The 22,907-nt window shown below is 67.9% G+C and carries 19 protein-coding genes and 1 pseudogene; 17 read left to right on the top strand and 3 right to left on the bottom strand.

The features are described from left to right. The 13 genes and pseudogenes from EII34_RS16325 to EII34_RS14380 form a co-directional block, all read left to right on the top strand. Positions 1 to 442: pseudogene (locus tag EII34_RS16325) on the top strand (hypothetical protein); the annotation flags it as partial. Then, positions 427 to 3,159: a hypothetical protein gene (locus tag EII34_RS14435; protein ID WP_124845878.1), complete on the top strand. Its 2,733-nt coding sequence runs from the start codon at positions 427 to 429 to the stop codon at positions 3,157 to 3,159. The pseudogene EII34_RS16325 and the gene EII34_RS14435, both read left to right, overlap by 16 nt. A 500-nt stretch (positions 3,160 to 3,659) precedes the next feature. Beyond that, positions 3,660 to 4,253, top strand: coding sequence for a hypothetical protein (locus tag EII34_RS14430; protein ID WP_124845877.1), 594 nt, complete (start codon positions 3,660 to 3,662; stop codon positions 4,251 to 4,253). Between the two features lie 172 nt (positions 4,254 to 4,425). Continuing rightward, the gene (locus EII34_RS14425) at positions 4,426 to 4,998 is read left to right on the top strand and encodes a DapH/DapD/GlmU-related protein (RefSeq protein ID WP_124845876.1); all 573 of its coding nucleotides are present in this window, start codon (positions 4,426 to 4,428) and stop codon (positions 4,996 to 4,998) included. Between the two features lie 139 nt (positions 4,999 to 5,137). After that, the gene (locus EII34_RS14420; protein ID WP_124845875.1) at positions 5,138 to 6,364 is read left to right on the top strand and encodes an ABC transporter substrate-binding protein; all 1,227 of its coding nucleotides are present in this window, start codon (positions 5,138 to 5,140) and stop codon (positions 6,362 to 6,364) included. A 4-nt stretch (positions 6,365 to 6,368) separates the two neighbouring features. After that, positions 6,369 to 7,298, top strand: coding sequence for a carbohydrate ABC transporter permease (locus EII34_RS14415; RefSeq protein ID WP_185711363.1), 930 nt, complete (start codon positions 6,369 to 6,371; stop codon positions 7,296 to 7,298). Continuing rightward, on the top strand, positions 7,288 to 8,124 hold the full coding sequence (locus tag EII34_RS14410) for a carbohydrate ABC transporter permease (RefSeq protein WP_124845874.1): 837 nt from the start codon (positions 7,288 to 7,290) through the stop codon (positions 8,122 to 8,124). Before EII34_RS14415 ends, EII34_RS14410 begins: the two co-directional genes overlap by 11 nt. Then, positions 8,114 to 9,415: an alpha-L-fucosidase gene (locus EII34_RS14405; protein ID WP_124845873.1), complete on the top strand. Its 1,302-nt coding sequence runs from the start codon at positions 8,114 to 8,116 to the stop codon at positions 9,413 to 9,415. Before EII34_RS14410 ends, EII34_RS14405 begins: the two co-directional genes overlap by 11 nt. Before the next feature lie 296 nt (positions 9,416 to 9,711). Next, on the top strand, positions 9,712 to 10,467 hold the full coding sequence (locus EII34_RS14400) for an ABC transporter ATP-binding protein (protein WP_124845872.1): 756 nt from the start codon (positions 9,712 to 9,714) through the stop codon (positions 10,465 to 10,467). Continuing rightward, positions 10,464 to 11,792, top strand: coding sequence for a hypothetical protein (locus tag EII34_RS14395; protein WP_124845871.1), 1,329 nt, complete (start codon positions 10,464 to 10,466; stop codon positions 11,790 to 11,792). The genes EII34_RS14400 and EII34_RS14395 overlap by 4 nt, the downstream gene beginning before the upstream one ends. After that, entirely contained in the window at positions 11,792 to 12,496 is a 705-nt protein-coding gene (locus tag EII34_RS14390; RefSeq protein WP_124845870.1) for a hypothetical protein, read from the top strand. The genes EII34_RS14395 and EII34_RS14390 overlap by 1 nt, the downstream gene beginning before the upstream one ends. Positions 12,497 to 12,584: 88 nt before the next feature. Continuing rightward, positions 12,585 to 13,895, top strand: a complete 1,311-nt coding sequence (locus tag EII34_RS14385; protein WP_124845869.1) for an AAA family ATPase — start codon at positions 12,585 to 12,587, stop codon at positions 13,893 to 13,895. Between the two features lie 56 nt (positions 13,896 to 13,951). Continuing rightward, the gene (locus EII34_RS14380; RefSeq protein WP_185711362.1) at positions 13,952 to 14,473 is read left to right on the top strand and encodes an RloB family protein; all 522 of its coding nucleotides are present in this window, start codon (positions 13,952 to 13,954) and stop codon (positions 14,471 to 14,473) included. Here the strand turns inward: EII34_RS14380 and EII34_RS14375 are convergent. The 3 genes from EII34_RS14375 to EII34_RS14365 are packed head-to-tail and all read right to left on the bottom strand — an operon-like array spanning position 14,451 to position 18,913. Continuing rightward, on the bottom strand, positions 14,451 to 15,665 hold the full coding sequence (locus EII34_RS14375) for a type II toxin-antitoxin system HipA family toxin (RefSeq protein ID WP_124845867.1): 1,215 nt from the start codon (positions 15,663 to 15,665) through the stop codon (positions 14,451 to 14,453). The genes EII34_RS14380 and EII34_RS14375 overlap by 23 nt on opposite strands. After that, positions 15,662 to 17,323: a DUF262 domain-containing protein gene (locus EII34_RS14370; RefSeq protein ID WP_124845866.1), complete on the bottom strand. Its 1,662-nt coding sequence runs from the start codon at positions 17,321 to 17,323 to the stop codon at positions 15,662 to 15,664. Before EII34_RS14370 ends, EII34_RS14375 begins: the two co-directional genes overlap by 4 nt. Before the next feature lie 42 nt (positions 17,324 to 17,365). Further along, a complete protein-coding gene (locus EII34_RS14365) occupies positions 17,366 to 18,913 on the bottom strand; it encodes a serine/threonine-protein kinase (protein WP_124845865.1) in 1,548 nt (515 codons plus the stop codon). A gap of 45 nt (positions 18,914 to 18,958) precedes the next feature. Here EII34_RS14365 and EII34_RS14360 point away from each other — a divergent pair, with 45 nt between their 5' ends. Genes EII34_RS14360 through EII34_RS14345 form a run of 4 tightly spaced genes read left to right on the top strand, consistent with a single transcriptional unit; the run spans position 18,959 to position 22,885 of the window. After that, complete coding sequence (locus EII34_RS14360) at positions 18,959 to 19,960, top strand: hypothetical protein (protein ID WP_124845864.1); 1,002 nt, start codon at positions 18,959 to 18,961, stop codon at positions 19,958 to 19,960. Continuing rightward, positions 19,957 to 20,919 carry a hypothetical protein gene (locus EII34_RS14355; protein WP_124845863.1) on the top strand — a complete coding sequence of 321 codons (963 nt, stop codon included), beginning with the start codon at positions 19,957 to 19,959 and terminating at the stop codon, positions 20,917 to 20,919. Before EII34_RS14360 ends, EII34_RS14355 begins: the two co-directional genes overlap by 4 nt. A 20-nt stretch (positions 20,920 to 20,939) precedes the next feature. Then, entirely contained in the window at positions 20,940 to 21,932 is a 993-nt protein-coding gene (locus EII34_RS14350) for a hypothetical protein (protein ID WP_124845862.1), read from the top strand. Next, positions 21,929 to 22,885 (top strand): hypothetical protein, encoded by a 957-nt coding sequence (locus EII34_RS14345; RefSeq protein WP_124845861.1) that lies wholly within the window; start codon positions 21,929 to 21,931, stop codon positions 22,883 to 22,885. The genes EII34_RS14350 and EII34_RS14345 overlap by 4 nt, the downstream gene beginning before the upstream one ends. Positions 22,886 to 22,907: the final 22 nt, after the last annotated feature.

Here is a 22,907-nt window from a genome sequence, read left to right as displayed (position 1 = left end):
ACCGACACCCGCCACGCCTTCGAAACCTACATCACCAACAACACATTCCCATACCGCATCAACAAGAAAGATCTTGTTTAAAGAGAGCTATATCACTCTGCCGGACCCAAACGATCGCCATGTCGTGGCGGCGGCCGCGGTGGGAAGGGCGGATGTCATCGTGACGTTCAACATCCGTGACTTTCCCGAGCAGCAGTTGAGCCCCTTGAAACTGGAAGCTCAGTCCCCGGACTGTTTCCTCCTCAACCAACTGGACCTCAGCCCATCCGTTGTCATGGGTGCTCTCCGGAAACAGGCCCAGGCAACGAAGAAACCTCACATCACCCTCTGTACATTGTTGGACCGTCTCAGGAAGGCCAACGTGCCCCAATTCGCTGAGGCCGCTTCGCGGCAGTTGTGGCGCACATGGTCTCCAAGGGAGGATCCATGCAACATACCGTGAAGAGCCTCTGCCGGATGGCCCGGCGGGCACCGTCGGCCACCCGGCTCGTCGCCGACCTGGCAGCCCTCGGCGACGACGAACGCACCGCCCTGCGTGACCTCTGGCGCGACGGTGGCCGCGCCGACTGCCCGCGTACCGCGCTGCTCGTCGTGCTGGAGGACGACCCTGCGCTGGTGCTGGGACCCCTCCACCATCAGGTCGTGGCGGAGCTGCTGGCCGACGACCAGGCGCGCCGGGCCCTCGTCGACCACTGGGCCGGGCGGGGGCGGGCCTGGGCCGAGTCGCTCATCGCCGCGACCAGCCCCGTCGATGTCGAACTCTGCGGCCCGCTCCTGGACGACCTCGCCGACGCCGTCGGACTGCCCAGGCGCGACGACATCCCGTCCTGGCTCGGGAGACTGCAGCCACGCGGCGTGGATGAGAACCAATGGCACCACGCCGTCGCCGAAACCCTGGCCCGGCTGCCGGAGGAGGACCGGGTCCGGGCCCGTGAGGTGCTCAAGCACGTCACGACGACGCCGGGGCACTCGACCTGGCGCCATCTGCTGGGGGGTCTCGGGGCCATCCTCACCCTTGAGGACGGCGGCACCGCCCGGGAGGCGGCAGAGGCCCTCGGCTTCGCCCGCTGGGGGTACCCGCCGCCGCGGGGTCAGCTCCTCGCGGCTGTCACCGCCCGGGGCCCGGACTTCGCGGCCGAGTTCGTGGACCTCGCCAGCCGGGGTGAGGCCGCCCGCCTCCATCTCGGCGACCTCTGCGCCCTCATCACCCGCTTCGACCTGCCACTGCCGACGGCGGCGGGGTTCTGGGCCGCCTGGGCCAACTCGCTCACCACGCCTGCCCCGAACCTCGCCCAGTGGGTCATCGCCGCATCCCGGGTGCCGGGAACCTTCTCCGGGCGGCCACTGTTCACCGGCCCTGCCGTCATCGCGGCCGAGGAGCGACGAGACGTGGCCCTGGCCCTGCTGGAGCCGGTGCGACGCGGCGAACGGAGCGAGGCGCAACGCTCGGTGGTCCACTGGCTGAAGGAGCTCGACCTCACCGACGAACTTCCCGGGCTGCGCACGGAACTCCTGACGGTCCTGGCCGGGGCCGACGACGCCGTCGTGCGGCTCGCCGTCGACCACATCCTGCCCCACCTCGACGGCGACCAGCTGACCCACCTGGCGCAGGAGGTGCTTCCCCGCCGTGCCGTCACCCCGCGCCGCAAGGTGCTGAAGGCCTTGTCGCGGCTGGATGCGGTGCCGGTCGAGGTCCTCGAGACGGTGCGGGCGCTCGCAGAGGACAAGAACACCACCTGCCGTGACCTCGCCCGCGACCTGCTGGTCCTCTGGGGCGACGGTGTCGAGGAGTCCGGTCCCGTCGGACTCTGGCGCGACCCCGCCGGAACCCCGGCCGAGCCCCTCACCTGGACGCGCCCGGACGAGCCGGAGTGGAACGCATGGGCCCAGCTGCGGGGCCTCGACCCAGCCCTGGACCCCCTCGATCTGGTCGGTGGCGGCTGGCCGACAGGCCCGGACAACCGCGTCCAGGGCCCCGACCGGCTCACCCCGGTGTGGCTGGAACGCTGGCTGGCGGCGGTCGTCGCCGTCGCCCACGTCGACGGCCTGCCGGAGCTGCACCGCCTCACCCGGACCAGCACCGTCGACGAGGTGGCGGAGCTGTTCGGCAGCCCGGACCACTCCGACCACGGGCGTCCCGACGCGCTCGCCCGGCTGACGACGCTGCGGCTGCACGAGACGCTGGGGAGGCTCGGCGAGATCCCCTGCCTGCTCTCGACACCCAGTCACGAACGGATGCTGCTGGGGTGGAAGGAGTTCGCGGAACGCGTCGCCCGCCACCGCGAGGCAGGGGTCGCGGTGGGGTCGGTGGACGTGGCGGTGGCGCTCGGGCGGCTCGACCCGACGACGGCCCCGGACGACCTCTCCCACCTCGATTCGCCCATCCTCGGCAGGCAGCGGAGCTTGGTGGAGGTGCTGGAGGCGTGGCGGCAACCCCAGCCCCCGGCGGAGATCCGCACCCACCCTCCGGCACGGAAACCCGTCATCGGATGGACGCGGGGGAGTCGCCCGCAGCTGGAGATCGTGGGGGAGCCCGCCCCGGGGCACGGGATGCTCGGGATCAGTTCGGCCTGGTCGCAGGCCTACCAGCCGAAACGGCTGTCCCGGCCGTGGACGCTGCAGCTGCTGCCGTTCGCCACGTCGCGCCCGAGCGTGCAGCTGCTGCAACTCGTCGACAATGGCGCCCCGCCGCGCGAGCCGCTGCTCGCGGTGCTCCAGGTGGCGGCCCAACTCGACCCGCTGCTGTGTTTCGCGGCGTTGGCGACGGTCTCGCGGATCCCGCGCCCCGACGCCGTCGCGGATGCCCTGCTGACGGCCTGGGATGAGGGGCGCCTCGCGCCTTCGGACCTGGCCCGGGCGTGGTCGTCGCCGCTCGCCGAGCACTGGACGCCCAACCCGAGCCGGGTCGCTGCGATGGCCGCGATGATCGCCGACGCGGGTGGGCTGGCCCTGGTGTGGCCGTTGCTCGTCGCCGTCGCGGAGTCTCTCACCGGGGCCGCCCGACGACCCGCGTCGACGGGCTCGGTCCTGGAGACGCTGCTGTCGTACCTGCCGGAGGTGCCGGGCGCCGCCCTGCTGCCGAACATCGCAGCACTGGCCGCATCCAAGGGCACGACGAAGGCCCACCGGGTCGCCCGGGAGGTCGTCGCGAGCAGGTGAGCGCGAGCAGGCCTGTGTCTTGCCTTGGGGCCACTCCTTGTCTAAGCTGGGGGAACCATATCCCCCACGCCTCTCTTGGAAGCGCACTTGGGGGATTTTCTTCTTCACCGAACAGGAGCGCCTGATGGTGCCAGCCAACCGCCCGTATCAACCACGGTCACGAATCGCCGTGTTGCTTCAATGGCAGCGTTGACATCGCGGGCTCACCGAAGCAAAGCGGCGATTCGTGACCACCCCATCCTCCAGTCACCCTCTCCCGCCCCTCGCTCCCTCCCGTCGGCCTCCTCAGTACGCTGATTCGCCTGCCTTACGACGGGTTCGCCTGTCTTGATTCGGAAACGCCTGCCCAATCTCGATTCGCCTGCCTCGTTAGACAGGCGAGCCGCGAAAATGGCAGGCGAATCAGCATCAAGACAGGCGAAACCACGAAGACGGCGCAGGATGCCGCTTGACGACGGTGGGAGCAGACTGGAGCCCCGACCCTGTCAAAGGAGGAGCCCATGGACCATCACCTGCTGCAACGTGTCGTCGCCCACTACGCCGTGGACAACGATGTGAGCTACTCGGCCGAGCCCCAGTCCTTCACCCCCGCGCCGTCGCTGCCTGCCGACGACTGGGGCGAGCTCGGCGAGTACTACCGCCACATCCGGCAGGGAAAGTGGTTCTGCCGGGTGGGTGATCCGGTGTTCGTCACCTTCCACCCCGTCACCGACTGCGAGGCCCTCGCCGACGGATGGGAGCAGCCGGAGTGCGTCCCCTTCGCAACCCTCGTCGATGACTCGACGCTGTTCGTCCACATCCCCTCGGGACGCGTGCTGTGTTGCCGTCCCGGCGACGGCGAGGAGTACTGGGTCGCGCCCAGCCTCACCGCCTTCCTGGGGGCTGTCGCCGACATCGTCGAACTGGAGAGCGAGCCCGGGGATCACCCGGATGTCAACGAGGAGGGCTACCCGCACTCGGAACGCTTCGTGTCCCGCGTCGAGGCGATCCTGGCGCGGCACATGCCGGATGCGGGACATCGCGAGACCTTCCGCGGGGTCCTGCACCTCATCACGGCCGCCGAGGAGGCCTGGGGCGGGGTTCACGGCAGCTGACCGTGCGGCTGCTGCCCGGATGGCCCGGATCGTCGCCTCGTGACGGCATCAGGGGTCGGTCTGAGTGTCATCGCCATGGGCTGACGGTATCGGTGTGGCATCGGCGAGACGGCCCAGTGGTTGACAGGGAAAGCCGGGATTCAGGCCCCTCGGCGTGGCAGGCTAGGTGTTCATGAGTACCGTCGACGTCCAGGGGTTTCGGGACCGCATGGCCTCCGGCGAGCCGGTCAGGGCAGGTGATGCGGTCCTCGAGCAGATGCACGCCCTGTCCCAGGAGGCGCTGTTGCTGTGCGCCGAGATCAATGGCACCTACCACGAACCCGCGGAGCTCAGGATGCTGCTGACCCTGCTGTTCGGGCGTCGGGTGCCGGATTCCGTGACCCTGTTCCCACCCTTCACCACCGACTGCGGGAAGAACACCGAGATCGGGGGCGACGTCGTCATCAACTCCGGCTGCCGGTTCCAGGACCAGGGCGGTCTGAAGATCGGCGACGGCGTGCTCATCGGCCACAACGTGGTCGTCGCGACCTTGAACCACGACCTCGACCCCAACCGTCGGGCCGACCTGATTCCGGCCCCGGTGGAGCTGGAGGAGAAGGTCCTCGTGGGGGCGAACGCCACCATCCTCGGCGGGGTCCGGGTCGGCTACGGTGCGGTGGTCGGTGCGGGGGCCGTCGTGACGAAGGACGTGCCGCCCCTGGCGGTGGTCGTGGGCAGCCCGGCCCGCGTCATCCGTCGGCTCTGAGGGCCTGCGACGAGGGCCTTGGCACTCCTGCTGGCAAATGTCGTGACATTTCGGGTCGGGTCGTTTATCATTCCTGATGTTAGCGTTAACTTCGGGCGTGGTCCTGCACCCCCGCCCCTGGCTTGACAAGGAAGTCGCAATGATGAAACGTCGAATCGCAGCTGCTGCCGTCGCGGCGGCGCTCGCCCTGACCCTGGGAGCCTGTGATGGCGGGAAGTCCGGCAAAGGTGAACAGGCCAACCAGATGTACACCTGGGTCTCCAGCCCCTCCGACCGCGAACAGTGGGAGAGCTTCGTCAAGGGGGCCCAGGAGAAGGACGCCGACTTCAAGCTGGAGATCGAGGGCCCGACCTTCGCCGAGTACTGGACCAAGGTCAAGACCCGGATGAGCTCCGGCGACGCCCCCTGCATCATCACCACGCAGGCGGCCCGCGCCCAGGAGCTCGGCAGCCTGCTCTCCCCGCTCGACGAGCTGGCCAAGGAGGCCGGGGTCGACCTCACCCAGTACAACTCCGCCATGATGGAGGGCCTCACCGTCGACGGCACCGTCCGGGCCATCCCCTACGACGCCGAGCCCATGGTGCTGTACTACAACAAGGACATGTTCAAGGCCGCAGGTCTGCAGGAGCCGGGCCTCGACTACACCACCGAGCAGTTCCTCTCCGACGCCAAGGCACTGACCTCCGGTGACGTGATGGGCTTCGCCGTCGCGCCCGCATTCGGCTACCCCTACCTGTCCTTCGCCTTCGCCAACGGCCACACCCCCACCAAGGACGGCGAACTGACCCTCACCGACCCGGGTCTGGTCGAGGACGTCCAGTGGGGCTTCGACCTCGTCGCGAAGGAGAAGGTGGCCACCGCCCCCAGCTCCGCCGACGTCACCGACGTCAGCATGCAGAACTTCATGAGCGGCAAGGCGGCCATGGTGATCGAGGGCCCCTGGTTCTACTCCACCATCAAGGAGGGCACCAAGGCCGAGGTCGGGGTCGCCGTCGTGCCGTCGAAGAGCGGCAAGCCCATCGGCATGATCCAGGGCTCCGGGTTCGGCATCTCCGCCAAGTGCCCCGACAAGAAGGCGGCCTTCGCCAACATCATGAAGATGACCACCCCCGAGGTCATCGCCCACGTCGGCAAGCACCGCGGCACCGTGCCGTCGCTGGAGGCCTCGATGAGCGGTTGGGCCGAGGGCAAGCCCGAGGCCGACGTGGCCGTGATGGAGGCCCTGCTCAAGGACGGCAAGCCGCTGGTCACCACCACCAACTGGAACCAGGTGGACACCCAGTTCGCCCAGTACTCCCCGGAGGGTGTGCGTGGTGAGCGCACCGCCGAGGACATCCTGAGCGCCATTGAGAAGGGAATCAAGTGATCCCATGACCCAGCTGGCTGCCACGCCGGCCGGGGTGAAGGTGAGGAAGGCCGGCAAACCCGGTGTCAGACAGGGCCTGCTGGCCTTCCTCCACCTGGCCCCGGGGATGTCCGGCTTCCTCATCTTCATGGTGATCCCGCTGATCGCCTCCATCGTGATCAGCTTCCACAACTGGCCCCTCTACGGCGACCCCGAGTTCGTGGGCTTCGGGAACTACGTCAAGCTGCTGTCCGGGCAGGACCCGGTGTTCTACACCGTGCTGCTCAACACCGCCATCTTCGCCATCGGGTACACCGCGGTGAACCTCATCGTCTCCACCGGCATCGCGGTGTGGCTGCACTCCCTGCCGGACTGGGCCCCGTTCTTCCGGGTGCTGTTCTTCATCCCCGTGGTCACCCCGATGGTCGCCAACGCCCTGGTGTGGCGGGTCCTGCTCGACGACAACGGCGTCATCAACGGCGCCCTCGCCGCCGTCGGGATCCAGGGCCCCTCCTGGCTCGGCACCCCCTTCTGGGCGATGGCCTCGCTCATCCTCATGTCGCTGTGGCAGGCCGTCGGGTACAACATCGTGGTGCTGGCCGCCGGACTCAACAACATCAACCCGGCCGTGATGGAGGCCGCCAAGATCGACGGCACGACGGCGTGGAGCCGGTTCTGGAAGGTCACCTTCCCGATGCTGTCGCCGTCGCTGTTCTTCGCCTCCGTCATGACGGTGATCGGGGCGTTCAAGGTGTTCACCCAGCCCTTCATGCTCACCAAGGGTGGGCCGGGCGACTCCACCAACACCTTGGTGCTGCACCTGTACCGCTCCGGTTTCTCCTACGACGCCCTCGGCATGGCCTCCTCACTGGCCTGGGTGCTGTTCGTGCTGGTGATGCTGCTGACGGCCCTGCAGTTCGTCGGCCAGAAGAAGTGGGTGAACTATGACTCGTGACAGGAAGATCCAGTGGGGGAAGGTGATCTCCAAGACCCTCCTGGTGCTCTTCGGGCTGATCTTCGTCTCCCCGTTCGTGTGGATGTTCTTCTCCGCCCTCAAACCGAGCAACGAGGTGCTCTCCAGTGGCACCGCGCTGTTCGGCAGCGAGGTGCGGTGGGACAACTTCGAGAAGGCCTTCAGCACCATCCCGTTCGGGCAGATCCTGGTCAACACCTTCGTCTACGCGACGCTGGGCTGTCTCATCGTCGTCGTGGTCTCGGTGCTCAACGCCTACGCCTTCGCCCGGCTGGAGTTCCGGGGACGGGGCACCCTGTTCAGCATCTTCATCGCCACCCTGGTGCTTCCCGCGGAGGTGCTGGTGGTGCCGCTGTTCCTCGGGGCCGACATGTTCAGCGCCGTGGACTCCTACGCCATGATCATCCTGCCGTTCGCCTTCGGGGCCTTCGGCACCTTCATGCTCCGGCAGTTCCTGCTGTCCCTGCCCGGCGACTACGAGGAGGCCGCCCGGATCGACGGTGCCGGGCAGCTGAAGATCCTGCGTCACGTCATCGTGCCGCTGCTGCGCGGCCCGATCGCGGTGGTCGCCGCGTTCGCCTTCATCGACTACTGGAACTCGTTCCTGTGGCCGCTGATCATCATCAACAGCCAGGACAAGGCACCGCTGCAGCTGGGTCTGTCCAGGTTCTCCGGTGAGCACGGCACCGACTGGGGACCCCTCATGGCGGCGGCCGCCATCTCCGTGCTGGCCAGCCTCGTCATCGTCGTCGCCATGCAGAAACAACTCGCGAAGGGAATCAATCTTGGAGGATTCGGTGGACGCTGATCTCAGCGCACGGTTCGAGGCGGACAAGCAGCGGTGGGACGCCCTGGGGAGGGAGACCCCGGAGTGGTTCCGTCGCGCCAAGCTCGGCTTCTTCATCCACTGGGGGCCGTACTCGGTGCCCGCGTGGGGGGAGCCGGTGGCGGAGCTCGGGGCGATCCCCCCGATGGAGTGGTTCAAGCACAATCCGTACGCGGAGTGGTACTTCAACACCATCCGCATCGAGGGGTCCCCGGCCAAGGAGCACCACGAGCAGGTGCACGGCGGCTGTGACTACGACGACTTCCTCGACCAGTGGCAGGCCGAGAACTTCGACGCCCTGTCGGCGGCGAAGGAACTGGCGGATGCGGGTGGGGCCTACATCATGCTCACCACCAAGCACCACGACGGGGTGTGCCTGTGGGACGCCCCGGAGACGAACGGCCGCAACACCGTCGCGCGGGGTCCGAAACGGGACCTGGTGCAGGAGTGGGCGGACGCCTGCCGGGAGGTCGGCATGCGGTTCGGGGCCTACTACTCGGGTGGTCTGGACTGGCACGTGCGTCCCACCGAACCCATCGGGTTGCGCGACGACTGGCACATCACGGAGCGTCCGAACGACCTGGAGTACGCCCGCTACGCCGCGAACCATGTCCGCGACCTCGTCGCCCGGTACTCGCCGGACGTGCTGTGGAACGACATCAACTGGCCGGACGAGGGCAAGGACTTCCGTGCCGACGGCATCGGGACGGTGTTCGAGGAGTACTACCGTGCGGTGCCCGACGGCCTGGTCAACGACCGCTGGAACGTGCCGCACCAGGACTACGCCACGAGCGAGTACCAGCACCTGAAGAACTGCGAGGAGGCGGCGGTGTGGGAGCACTGCCGAGGGCTCGGGCTGTCCTTCGGGTACAACTCGGTGGAGGGTCCGGAGCACGCCAAGACCGCCCTGGAGCTGATGCGGGACTTGGTGGACATGGTGTGGCGGGGTGGCCGTCTGCTGGTCGGGGTCACCCCGAAGGCCGATGGCACGCTGCCCGGGTGGCAGTCGGAGCTGCTGGTTCGGATCGGGGCCTGGATGAAGGCCTGCGGGCCGCTGCTGGAGGAGTTCGTCGCCGACGGTGTGCTGGAGGTGGAGGGGGCCTGGACCCGGCTGGGCCGCTCCGGGGATCGTCGCCTGCTGTTCATCGACGCCGACGCCCCGGTCGAGGTGCCGGACGGTGTGCTGCTGACCCCCGACTGGGCAACTCTGGCCGACGGGGTGCTCGAGTTGTCACCGGAGCGCCCCGGTCCGGCCCTGCTCGAGCTGGCCTGAGGTCCGGTCCCCACTGATCGACCGGCGAACCCTCCACCGCCGCACCCCGTCGGCTTCCCCGGTTCGCCTGTCCTGATGTCGGTTTGCCTGCCTTGATTCGAATTGCCTGTCTAATAAGGCAGGCAATTCCGAACAAGGCAGGCATTTCCGTCCCAAGGCAGGCGAACCGGGATGTTCCACCGGTGGAGGAGGTGACGTCCGTCCAGAGAGGACCGGAGGGGGAGGGAGATCAGACTTTCGTCGCTTCTTCCCTGCTCCGGTGGCAAGGGAGCGAACGGCTCTGCCACACTCTGGGCATGAGCGGTGTTGCTGATGCAGCGGTGAGGCTGCACGGGGTTTCTCATTCCTATGGGGCGCGCGACGCACTGCATGGAATCTCGACGACGTTCCGGGTGGGGGTGACCGGGTTGCTCGGGCCGAACGGGGCCGGGAAGACGACCCTGATGAAGCTGGTGGCCACCGCCCATCCGTTGCAGCGGGGCGAGATCACCGTCGGGGATGTGAGGCTCGGCCGGGAAACGGTCGACCAGGTGCGGTCCCGGATCGGTTACCTGCCGCAGCAGTTCACCGTGATGGGGTGGGCCTCGGTCAGACAGAACGTCGAGTACGCCGCCTGGGCGCACGGGATGGGCAAACGGGACATCCCGGACGCGGTGGCCGACGCCCTGGAGCTGGTGGGCCTGGCGGATCGGGCCGCCAGCCGAGCGCGCTCCTTGTCAGGCGGCATGAGGCAGCGGCTCGGGCTGGCCTGCGCGTTGGTGCACCGACCCTCGATTCTCATCCTCGACGAGCCGACCGTCGGCCTCGACCCCAGGCATCGGCAGGGGTTGCGGCAGATCGTCTCGCAGGCCGGGGAACACGCCGTGGTGATCGTCTCCACCCATTTGATCGAGGACCTCGCGACCTCTGCGCACACCGTCGTGGTGGTGGATCAGGGAGAGATCAAGTTTGACGACTCCATGACGGCATTCCGGGAACTGGGCGGTAACATCCACGGCGAGCCGGAGCTGGAGGCGGCCTATTTCGCCGTCCTGGAAAGGCGGGAGTCATGACCGGGAGGCAGTCCTGGTGGCTCATCCGGGGGGCCGTCATTGCGGGAGTGTGTGCGTTGCTGGCCCTCGGGAGCACGGTGTCACTGCTGTGGCGTGACCTCGGAGCCACGGACATGGCCGATGTCATCATCTCCGCCAGGCTCTTCTACCCCGTGTGGGCAGTGGTGACCGGTTGGCTGGCCTGCTGGGTGACCGCGCAGCACACGCCGGATTCGGTGCTGGTGGGGGCTGCCCCGGGGCGGGCGCGCACCGGGGTCCTGGCCAAGGAGCTGGGGAGCACCATGATCGCCGTCGTGGTGGGTGTGCTGGCGGGCCACCTGCCGGTGGTGCTGGTCAGCATGGCGAGGCTGCCGTGGAGCCTGGCCGATCTGCTGGCCCTGGCGGCGCTGCTGACCGGGGTGGCCTCGCTGGTGGCGGTGGGTGCCTGTGGTGCCCTGGTTGCGGGTCCCAGGGTCGGGATCGTGCTGGCCCCGCTGGCTGCTGTGGTGACGGTGGTGGCCCCGGCCTTCCTCATCAACGACGTGCTGCTGCTCAACCGCTCCATGTCCGTGATGAGCGCGTCCTACATGTGGTCGGTGGGTGGTCCCGGACTGGGGGAGCGGTTGCTGTGGTCCACGCAGCTGATCCAGATCATGTTCTTCGCACTGGTCGGGTTCACGGCCTTCAAGGTCGCCGTCGGGATGGCGGAGGTGCACGCCGCCAGGAACCGTCGAGGCTGGACCGCTCTGGGGTGGGTGGCGGCGCCACTGGTGGTGATGGCCTTCCTGGCATTCCAGCAGCCCCTGCTCACCGAGGAGGACTCGACGGCCGAGGTCAGGTGCGAGAACACCGGTGACCTGGAGCTCTGCCTGTATCCCAAGGCGGAGGGGGAGCGACAGTTCATCGCCGAACTCATGAGCCCGTTGGTGCCACCAGTGGCGCAGGGGCAGCGGCCGTACGTCATCTCCCAGGGCGGGCCGAGAACCCCGGGCCACGACCATCTGGGGGAAGCGGCGGGAAGTCGCAAGGAGTGGGGTGCGGTGCAGGTCAGGTCATGGGCGGGCAGGCTGCTCATGACCCCTGCGGTGGAATGCCCGCAGACAGCCCTGGAAGATGAGCGCAATGTCCTGCACGACGTGGCCCTGGCCCGGATCCGATTCGGGGCGGGGAAGGTCACCTCGCCCCAGATCCGGGAGATATACGATCTGGTCCTGGGCGAGGGCGGGCAGGAGGCCGCGGTGATGGACCGCTTCGCGGCCTTCGACGATGCGGACTGGGCCGCGTGGGTGGCCGCGCACCAGGACGGGTTGGATCGTTGCCTCATCCTGCCGGAGGACCTGCCTTGATGCGCAGGGGATGGCTCGGGGGAAGGGTGCCGTGGCTGGCGGCGCTGGCCTGGGTGGCTGCGGTTGCGACGTGTTATGGCTACTGGTGGGTGGCACTGAATGGTCCGTGGGCGGAGCAGTACGGCGACCGCCTGGCGGCAGTGGGGGAGCTGGTCCCGGTGCTGCTCGGGGCTCTCGCCCTGTATGCCATGACGCCGAGGCTGGACTGGGTCGACGCGCAGTCGCCCCGGCCGATCCGGCTGATCGACGCCGTGGGCGCGGCCGTGACGGTCCTCGCGTTCGGCGCAGCCCCGCTGCTGGCACGGGTGTTGTGGGAGGTGGGTGATTTCTACGTCACCTTCGTGCCGCCGGAGTGGACGCTGGCGGACCCGGCGTTGCGCGCCGAGGCGGCCCCGTGGTCGCTGTTCGTGCTGTTCGGCTGCACCATCACCGTGGTGCTGTCGGCGACGCTGGTGGGCATCGCCCTGCTCGGGCCGCTCCTCGGCGCGGCGAGTGTGCTGCTGTGGCTGTTCCTCCTGCTGTTGGTCCAGGCCCAGGGAGGGCTCGACCTCATCGACCCGACGGCGGAGGGAACACAGCTCGGCTGGCCGGGAGTTGCCCTGGTCCTGGCCCTCCTGGCGGCAGGTCTGGCCAGCCACCGATGGTCCGCCGCGGGACGCCGCCCCGCCGTCGTGCTGATCGCCGACCGGCTGAGCCGCAGGTGAGCTGCATGAAGGGTTGGATTCCAAGGGTTTTTCTCCTGAAAATCTGTGTTTGTGCAAGCAGATCGTCTCGGGTATGTAGTATGGTGTCATGCTGCTGCTCAGTTTCACGGTGCAGAACCACGGGTCCATTCGCGACGAGGCGGTCCTGGAGTTCACCCGTCCCTCGCTCACGGGGTTCTACCCGAGCGGTGATCAGACGTGGGTCACGAGCACCTATCCTGCCGCCGGGATCTTCGGGGCCAACGCGTCGGGCAAGTCGACGGTCGTGGATGCGCTCCGCTACGTCCTGGCTGCGATCCGGGACTCGGCGTCGGAGTGGCTGAGCCGCGAGACCATGCCGCGGGGCCCGTTCCAGCTCGACGACCGGCACCGGGACGAGCCGAGCCGGTATGAGCTGGAGTTCGTGCTTGACGGCAGGCGTCACACCTACGGCTTCGAGGTGGACGGTCAGGGAGTGGTGCGGGAGTGGCTGCTGGACCGGCCCACGTCGAAGCCGCGCTCCCTGTTCAAGCGAGAGCGGGAGCGGGTCTCGTATGGTCGAGGTGTCCGCACGGTCGGCCTGCTTGCCGCCCACGAGCTGCTGATCAGCCGGGCCATCAAGCTGGACCATGAGCCACTCGCGACGATTGGCAGGGGGCTGCTCGAGGGCTTCGACCTCGTGCCCTTCGGCGAGGGGCAGCGCAGGACCCGCATCGGTGCCATCGTCGCGGACCTCAAGGAGGGCAGATCGACGCCGGAGGCGATCGCGGCAGTGCTGCGCATCGCTGATGTCGGGATCACGGAGGTCAACCTGCGCGAGGACCCGATCCCGCTCGAGGACCGGGAGCGGATGGCGCGCTTCGAGACGGCTTTCCGGGAAGCCCTCTCCTCCTTGGGGGAAACGGAAGGGGAGCCGCTGTCCGAGCCAGCCACCGAAGCTGTGATCCGACGTCTGGAGTTTCTCCACGGTCACGGCGTGAGGCCCTTCAGCCTGCGCCAGGAGAGCGATGGGACACTGGCCTGGCTGGCCCTGGCCATCCCGGCGATCAACCAGCTCCGCAGAGGTGGGGTGTTCGTCGTGGATGAGCTTGATTCGAGCCTGCACCCGCACCTGGCGGAGATTCTCATCGGGTTCTTCCAGGACCCGAAGGTCAACACCACCGGCGCGCAGATCCTGTTCACCAGTCACGACACCTACCTGCTGTCGAACCTGTCCCACCTCGAGCTGGCCAAGGGCCAGATCTGGTTCACGGAGAAGGAGCGCGACGGCGCAACCGAGCTGTTCTCGCTGGCGGATTTCACGACGCACTCAGATCACAACATCGCAAAGCGCTACCTGGAAGGTCGCTACGGTGCGGTCCCTGCCCTGGCCCCCAGCCTCATCCACTCCCTGTTGAGCGACGACGAGACAGCGGCATGAGCCGTCGGGCACCGCGCAAGCGGTCTGGACGCTCTGAGCGCAGGCGCGGGCTGGTCGTGACCGAAGGGACCGTCACAGAACCCCAGTACTTGCAGCTCTTGAAGCAGGCCATGCCGCGAAGCATCGCCTCCTTCACGGTCTGTGGGGAAGGGACGGACCCGCTCCGAGTGGTCAAACGGGCAGTGAAGGAGCAGGCGAAGAGTGACCACGACTGGGTCGTGTGTCTCGTGGACCGTGACGAGCATCAGACCCTCGAGGAGGCATTCGAGCTGGCGAGGAAGCATGGCATACGGGTTCTCGTCAGCAATCCCTGCTTCGATGTGTGGTTGCTGTGGCACTTCAAGGACTGGACGCGGCACAGCGACTCCAAGAAGCTCCAGACCGAACTGAAAGACCTCAATGCCAGCAGGGAAAAACAGGAAAAACACCTGTCCTCCTCGTTCCCGGTCAAGCAGTACCGGGAGGCCTACACGCGAGCTCGCAGGGCGGAGGCCAATCAGATCGGCCCCAACCCGTCCAGTGGAATGCCAGTACTGCTCGACCTCCTGGAAGGGATCATCCCGAGAAGCGACGGCTGACCTCCGGGATGCGGTGCTCAAGCCAGGTACGGTGTCTCGGGAGTGGGGCGAGCAGGTCGGTGGTGCGGTGCCAGGCCTCGGGCAGCCGGGCCGAGACCTCTGCGACGGCGGCCATGGTGGCCTCCGGACTGGCCCCGATCCGCCGTGCCAGCACCTCGAAGGAGGCCGGGGTGACCTCCTCGAAACGTCGAGAGCGCCCGAGTCGGAGTCCGAGGTCGTCCGGGGCCGGGGCAACATAGGGGATGGTCGAGACCAGGTCGTAGACCGGGGAGATGACGGGGCGGCGCGGGTCACGGTAGATCAAAGAGGTGTTCTTCAGGTGCATGTCCCCGTTACCGATGGCACAGCTGAAGAACAGCCTGCGAACGAACTCCAGGTAGGAGGCGTCGTCGTGTCCCCTTCGCACCAGTGCTGCCGCGGTCTCGAAGGAACCGAGGTACTTGTCCTCGGGGTAGAAGTTCCGTACCTGGGCCAGGTCCTCGATGTGGATGCGGTGATTCCCCGTCCGGTCGAAACGACGGATCGCATAGGCCAGGTCCTGCCCCCTCGGCCAGGCGGCATCGGGCAGATCCCACAGGTCGTCGCGATGGACCAGCCGGATCTCGGGCACCTCGATGCCGCAGTGGCGGGCCAGGGTCATCATCGTGAACTCGTTGACCGGAACCTCCGGGTAGGTGGCGTCCGGCATCTTGACGATCCAGTCGCCCTCCCCGCCGTCAGCGGGCATGGTCAGGCGGTCGCCCTGCTGCAGCATCGAGAACTTCAACGCCACTCCTGCCAGGCTGAACCGGAATCTTCCGTCCCCATGCGTTGGGGGAGGCGGTGGAGTGATCTCCTGGGGCTGCCAGGTGGGGTCGACATCCGGTTCGGCAGGAACGATGGTGACCGCGCCGGGGAGGCTGGTGCCCAGCCTCACCAGCAGAGGCATCTCCCGTTGCTCGCTGATCCCGACTGCCTCGGCCACCCACTGCCGAAGGATCCCCTCGGGCAACAGATTGGAGAACCACGGCGGAAGTCGCTGGTTCGCCTTGACCTCTGCCTCAGGGTTCTCCTCGAAACGCAGCCCCAACACTGGACGGTCGGGGTCATCCCAGTAACCTGTCTGCCAGGTCAGCCAAGTGAAACTGTCCCGCAGGTGAAGATGGGCGACCGTCTTCCCGTTCACCCGCACAGCGAAGCTCTTGATGTTCATGGGATCGCGTTGTGTTCCTCGTCGAAATCAAAGGAATCGAGAGGTGGGGAGTCGTCGAACTTCCATGCGGCCTGCCGCTCCAGGAAAGAAGCGGTGTGCATCTGGAGTCTGCTCTCACGTTGCCTCACCAATTCCTTCGGGTCATCGTTGGGGGATGCATTGTCGAAGCAGTGGGACTGTTTGACCTGATCGGTTGATCGGAGGATCGCTTGTGTGGAGTTCGCTGGGATCCCGGGGGCGATCACCCGGTTTCCGAGCGAGTTTCGAAGTTCTTCGGGAAGGCGGTCGCGTCGGAACACTTCCGGGCAGGCGGAGGCCGGAGTCGAGGCCTGTCCGATCTCCAGGGTGAGATCTGATGTGCTGAACGGTTCACCTGTGTCCGAAGAGCGTGGTCCGAGGGCCCACAGAGCGCACAGCATCAATTTCCCGGATGCCTTGTTGGTGCGGAAATCGTGTGCCTGGGGAGAGCGTCTGGGGGCACCTGTGGTCACTTTGATCAGTCGCTGTGTCGATCCATTCTCGTCGCCCGGTTGGATGAGCTGGGTGAGGGTGCGGGTTGTGGCGGTGCCGCCCCCGGCAAGCATGGAACCGACCATGGCGATGCGCCAGTAGGCACGACGCAGCAGATCGAGATTGCGGGGATGAGGCGCCGGGAAGTGGGCAAAGAAACGGGAGAGCACCACCAGCAGGAAGCGGTCGGGCAGGAACGTGTAGTGAGGAACTTGGGCTTCGTCCTTCAGGAACGAGATGCTCTGCTCCAAGGATTCCAAGGTCTTCTTGTGGGCTTCGTTGTTGCTTTCTGCGGGGAAGTCAGTGGCTTTGCGTCGATCGCTGGAGAATTCGTTGTGGATGTCGCGAGAAATGTCATGTCCGCGACGGGCCAAGAAAGCGAGAAGGATGGTGTCGAGGTCGATGCTTCCCCACTTGGTCCGCTCCCCGATCTCTCTTTGAATGGTCTCAAAGGTTGTGGGTGACTCTGCCTTGTCTCCCGGCGAGTACAGCCCATGAAAAGCCTCCGCGCGGGTGAGTCGCTTTCCCGTGTTGTTCATCCGGTCGTAGATCTCTCGCAGCGCAGCGTCGTCCTTGGAGTGAACCTCGTAGGCGGGCACGTGGAACTCGCGCAGTCGCTGCGTCGCAGTGTTGATGACGTCGATTTTTTCCGTGTGCTGCGGGTGTTCGCGTACCCAGTCCAGCAGCTTGCGGAGATCATACAGCACCGGAAGCGGGATGGTGTTCGCCTCGTCGTCTCGTCGATCGCGGCGGCGTACCCTCGGGGGGTCTGTCGTGAGATCATAGACCAAGGCGAAGTCGCCGACCCGCTCTGCGTCAGGATCGAAGACATTGAGAAGAGTGGTCAGCCGCTGTTGGCCGTCGACAACATAGAGGGCGTCCCCGAATTGCGGGGCATCGATCACGACCTTCCCGAGCTTGAGCATTTCGGCAGGAGCAGGTTTCCGCCAGAGCAGCAGGCTTCCGATGGGGAATCCTCGAAGAATGCTGTCGATCAACGCCACGGCGTCCTCGGTGCCCCACCGCAGCCCTCGCTGGAAATGCGGAATGCGTACACGGCCTTCGCGGATCAAGGAGACGAGTTGTGCCAAGGGAAAGGTGCGGGCGCTCGGTTCGACGGGTAGGCCCGGTTGCTGCGTCGATGTCATGATTCACCCTTCTGACATGTGTTCAGGAGTCTAGCACCGTGCTCACTGCTCCACGAAGGCGCAGGAGAAGCCCCGGTGACCTGCATCCCATTCGTCGCGGGTGGGGCCGAGGGCCCGGACGTCGTGGGGGCGGGAGACGTCGAGTCCCGCCAGCCGGGCGTACTCGTCGGAGCAGATCCGTGGCACGTTCGGATCCAGCCCGAAGGCCTCGGAGGCACTGGCGGCCCGGATCGACGGGTCGATGCTGCCTCCGGCGAAGATGTGCCAGTTCGCCTGGTCGCACGGCACCTGCGTGGCCGTCGAGACCTCCTGCGCGTCGAGGGCGGCCAGCAGGCAGGTGCCGAGCGGCCACGGCATGTCCGGTGTCTCCGGCAGGCCCTCGGCATTCACCGGGAACGGGACCGGCGACGACACCGCCGTCGGGCTCGCCGTCGAAGCAGGGCTCGGGGCCTGACCGTTCGAGATGGTCGGGCCGGGACTCGTCTGCCCTGTGGTCGGGGTGGGCGGGCTGAGGGGTCTCGCCGACGGGGACTGCGCAGCGACGGGCACCTCCTCGGGCCCACCACCGACCAGGTGGATCGTGCCCCAGACCATCGCGACCACCACCGCCAGGGCCGCCGCCACCCCGACGGCGAGCCACGGACTGCGTCCCCCGGGCTCGGTCTCCGGCTGTGGCCGCAGCGGCAGTGGGGACGGCACCTGCCAGGTCGGCGGATGCTCGTAGGTGATGGGGCGCGACACCGTCACCTCCGCCTGCGTCCCCTCCGGGAGCAACGCACTCAACGCCGAGGCGAACTCGTCGCCACCTCGGTACCGTCGACGCGGGTCCGGGTCCAGGGCCCGCGCCAGCACCGGCCGCAGCGACGGTGCGATCCGGGGATCGCTGAGATCCAGCGGCCGGGGCAGCGACTCGATGATCTCCGTCATGTTCAACGAACGACCATCCGCGTGGGTGCGGGGGCCACGTCCCGTGATGAGTCTCACCAGCACCGCGGCCAGCGACCACACGTCCCCGGCAGCCGTCGGCTCCGTGTGGTGGAACGCCTCCGGTGGGGCATAGGCCGGGGTCAGCGACTCCAGGGTCGCGGTGGCCTCGCTGTCGTCCCGCTGGATGGCGGCGATCCCGAAATCACTGAGCCGGGGCATGCCGTACGAGTCGAGCAGGATGTTGCCCGGCTTGATGTCGCGGTGCAGCACCCCGGCCGCATGGGCCGCACCCAGCGCCCGCGCCACCGCCAGCACCAGCCGGGTCGCCGCCAGTGCGGGCAGCGGCTCGGGGAGATCACCGAGGCTGCCACCGTCGCACAGCTCCATCACCAGGTAGGGCCGGTCATCGGCCAGGACCCCGGTGTCGATCAGGCTCACGACGTTCGGGTGCACGCTGATCCGGCTGGCGGCGTCCATCTCCCGCTGGAACCGACGACGGTTGCGTTCGTCGTGGATGGGCCGGGAGTCCACCTTCACCGCGACGGGGCGTCGCAGGGACAACTGCTCCCCGGAGTACACGATGGCGTGACCGCCACGCCCGATCAGTCCGGTCAGGCGGACCCCGGGCACCTCGGGCACACCCGGTGCCAGGAACTGCGACATGGCACCTCATTGTGCCAGCCCCGGGCCGTGCCAGAATCGTGAGCCATGGACCCCAAGGTGACCGAGATCCCGCTCACCACCCCGATGGGACGACTCGACGGGCACACACTGCTCGAGCTGGACGACCGCCTCGTGGTGTTGCAACGGTGGCAGAGCGGGCACGTGTCGTGGTACGGAACGGGCGTGCACGAGCGGGTGGACGTGAAGGACGCCTCCCCCGAACGCACCCTCGGTGACCTGGCCGTGCTGGCGCTGCAGCAGCCGGTCAGGCGCGCCTTCCGACTGCCCAAGGGACGGATCGTGTCCGTCCCCGGCTGGTTCGGCAACCGTCGCTGGGTGAGACCCCTGGCGATCCTGCTGGCGGTGACGGCGGCCGTCGTCGTCCTCTTCCTCCTGGTCCTGCCCGATGTGGTCAAGATCTTCGGGGTGCTGGGCATCGTCGGCCTCCCACTGCTGTCCCTGATCCTCCTGACCGGCCTGGGAGTGGAGCTCTTCGATGTCCACCGGATGATGTACAAGACGTCCTGGCGACGGTGGGAATTCGCCGATCTCGCTGCCCTCGCGGACCGGGACGACCTGGCGGACCGACAGATCACGGCGGTGAAGGAGGAGTACGGCCGGTTGCGCAGCGACCTCACCTACCGGATCGAGCACCCGGCCCTGTTCGATGCCACCTGCCCCACCACCGAGACCTTCCACCTGGCGCTGGTGGAATGGGATGCCGCCGGGAAGCAGCTGAGCCGGGTGGCCCGAGGTGAGCTGGCCAGCCGGGTGGTCGCGACCTTCCGGCACGCCCGCCACCACGCGGAACAGGTCGGGATGGAGCACCTGCCCCGGGCCGCTCGACGACCGGCACGGCGTGCCGTCAAGGCCCTGCGGGTGGCCACCGACCCCCACACCAGCGCGACGGAGCAGGCCACCGCGCTGGAGCGTGCCGTGGCGCTGCTGGACGGACTGGTCCTGCACCACCTGCCGACCGGGCCGGAGATCCGTCGGGCCGTCGGTGCCCAGCACCGCAGACAGCTCCCGGGCCGGGGGTCGTCATGACGCCACGACCCTGGAGTCTGATCGACCCCGACACCCGAGTGGCGGACATCGCCCCCTGCGCGCTGGTCGCCTTCACCGATGAGCAGCGTCACCTGCTGCTCCTGTACCAGGACAGCGGGGGTGAACACCGCTGGGAGGACCTGGAGGCCCCGTCGTGGCGGAAGTCGGACAGCGACCGCATCGACGGCACCCGACGCGTCGAGGCGCTGGGGCAGCTGTTCAGGTGGCGTGCTCCGCAGCCGGTCCGGTTCCTGCTGGTTCCCGGCTTCTCCGTCCCGACATGGCCGCGCGGGCTGGTCGTGGGCCTGGCCGTCCTGCTCGCCGTCGTCACCACGGTGGTGACCCTGGCCACCGACAACATCACCCTGTTCGGGGTGGGAGGCATGGTCACCCTCCTCGTCCCGATGCTGATCGCCTCCGGGTTCACCCGCGTCGAGATCCTCGGACGGCAACCGCGAGGAGTGACCCAGCAGACGGTCCACGCCTACGCCCTGGCGGTGGAACGGGGTGAGCCGTGGCAGGGGGAACTGCCCGCCGGGGCGGTACCGTCCCCGACGGTGCTGGTGGAACGGGTCCAGCAGCAGTACGCCGAGCTGCGCACCGACCTGGTGTACCGGCTGGAGAACCCGGCCCTGTTCGACCCGGCGGTGCCGACGACGGCGGCCTTCGAGACGGCACTGGTGGACTTCGCCGATGCGCCGTCGCTCGAGACCGCTGCCCGGGTCGAGGTGCGGTTCCGAACGGCCAGGCAGTACGCCGAGAAACTCGGGATGCGCCACGTCGCGCCCGGTCAACGCACAGAGGTGTCACGTGCGGTCAAGATCGCGCGACTCGCGGCCGACGCCTCCTCGACGGGGGAACGCCGGGCAGCCCTACAGCAGCTGCAACGGATCCTGGAACCACTGGCACTGTACTACCTGCCCGGTCGGGTGGATCTGCCCGCCATCGAGGACCGATGAGGTGACACAATTGCGTTGTCATGGGAACCAGAGCGACGGAGATCCCCCTCAGCACGCCGCTGAAAAGGCTGGAGCGGCACACCCTGCTCGTGCTGGAGGATCGGCACGCGGTGCTGCGTCACGAGGGCAGCATCCTCCGGCTGCACGTCGTCGGGGACGAGACGGTCACCATCCGCGCCAAGCCGGAGGACCGCGCCGTCGGGGACGTGGTGCTCGTCGCCACGCAGTTGACCCCGCTGCGGGCCTTCACCCTCCCGGACGGGGAGCTCGCCAGGAGCTGGCTCGGGCCGCGTGACTTCCTCCGGTTCCAGACCTCCGGGGTGGTGGGAGTGCTGATCTCAGGGCTGTTCCTGGCGGTGATGCATGGCTCACGTGGCCTGCTGTCCGAGCTCGGGGCACCCGCGATCCTGCTGTCCCTGCTGCTGTACGCGGTGCTGCTGGTCAGCATCAGGACGGTGTGTGATCGGCTGGGCTGGGTCCACGTCATCGACGGGCGGAGATGGCGACTCGCCGATCTGGTGGTGGGGCCCGACCCGGCGGAGATCGCGACCCGGCAGGTGGACGAGGTCAAGGAGACCTACGGCCGTCTGTTGACTGACCTGCCGTACCGCATCGAGCACCCCGCCCTGTTCGACGCCGCTCACCCCGCCACCGAGGAGCTCACCCTGGCCCTGTTCCGGTGGGACTCCGAGCAGGCCCGACTCGACACCGCGGAGCGGGCAGCGCTGGCGAGCCGCGTCGTGACGGCCTTCCGGACCGCACGACAACAGGCTGAACGCATCAGGATGGACCATCTGCCCGAGGAGGCGCGGGTCGAGGCCGGCCGGGCCCTGGCGGCCGCGCGGATCGCAGCCGATCCCCGTGCCGGGCGGGCGGAACGGGCCGCTGCCCTGGAGGTCGCGGTGCAGATCCTCGACGACCTGGCCCTCTACCACCTGCCGAGCGTGACGGAGGCCCGCGACGCGGTGGGGGCGCGTCGCCTCAAGCAGCTCCCGGGACGGCGTGAGTCGTGAAGCCGGTCCCATGGTCCCTGCTCGACCCGGGAACCCGGTTGAAGCAGATCGCCCCGTGTGGGCTGCTGGTCTTCACCGACGAGGCGGCGCACCACCTGACGGTCAGGGTGGTTCCCGGTTCCGGGTACGTGGTGGAGGATGTCACCCGGTGGGCGGCGTTGGGCAGGCTGAAGAACCTCGGCGGTGACGTGACCCTGGTGGAGTGCGTCGAACTGGCCGCGCCGCTGCGTGCGCTGCGTAATCCCCGGTTCATGTTGCTGCCCGGGGTGGCGGTCCCGAGGCGCACCGAGGCCTGGCACCTGGTGTCCCTGCTGGTGGCGCTGGCCGTGCTCGGGGTGACGGTGTGGCTGCGGGATGGCTGGGTGTTCACCGTCGGTTTCCTTGTTGCCCTGCTCGGGGTGCCCCTGGTCATGGTGGCGTTCACCCCGCCGCGGGTTCCCGGGCAGGAGAAACTCGGCGTCACCGCGTCGAACATCCACGCCTACGCCCTGGCGGTGGAACGGGGCGAGCTGTGGCGGGGTGCCCTGCCCGCCGGGGCCCCGGTCAGGCCCGGGACCCAGGTGGAACGCATCCGGCAGGAGTACGCCGAGCTGCGCTCCGACCTGCTCTACCGGCTGGAGAACCCGGCCCTGTTCGACCCGGCGGTGCCGACGACGGCGGCCTTCGAGACGGCCCTGGTGGAGTTCGTGGACTCGCCGACCTCGCAGGCCGCCGACGTGGTGGAGATCCGGTTCCAGGTGGCCAGGCAGCACGCGGAACGCACCGGGCTACGCCACGTCGCGCCCGCTCAACGCGGGGAGGTGGCGCGTGCGGTGAAGATCGCGCGGCTGGCGCAGGACGCGTCGTCGCCGGGGGAGCGGGTCGCGGCCCTGACGCAGCTGCAGCGGGTCCTCGAGTCGTTGGCGCTGTACTACCTGCCGAGCCGGGCCGACCTGCCGGAGATCACGAAATGAGGACAGGGTGTCACAGGCTTTG

The organism is Arachnia propionica (genome assembly GCF_003859805.1).
Lineage (GTDB): Bacteria > Actinomycetota > Actinomycetes > Propionibacteriales > Propionibacteriaceae > Arachnia > Arachnia propionica_C.
This window is presented reverse-complemented; position numbering and strand designations above follow the sequence as displayed.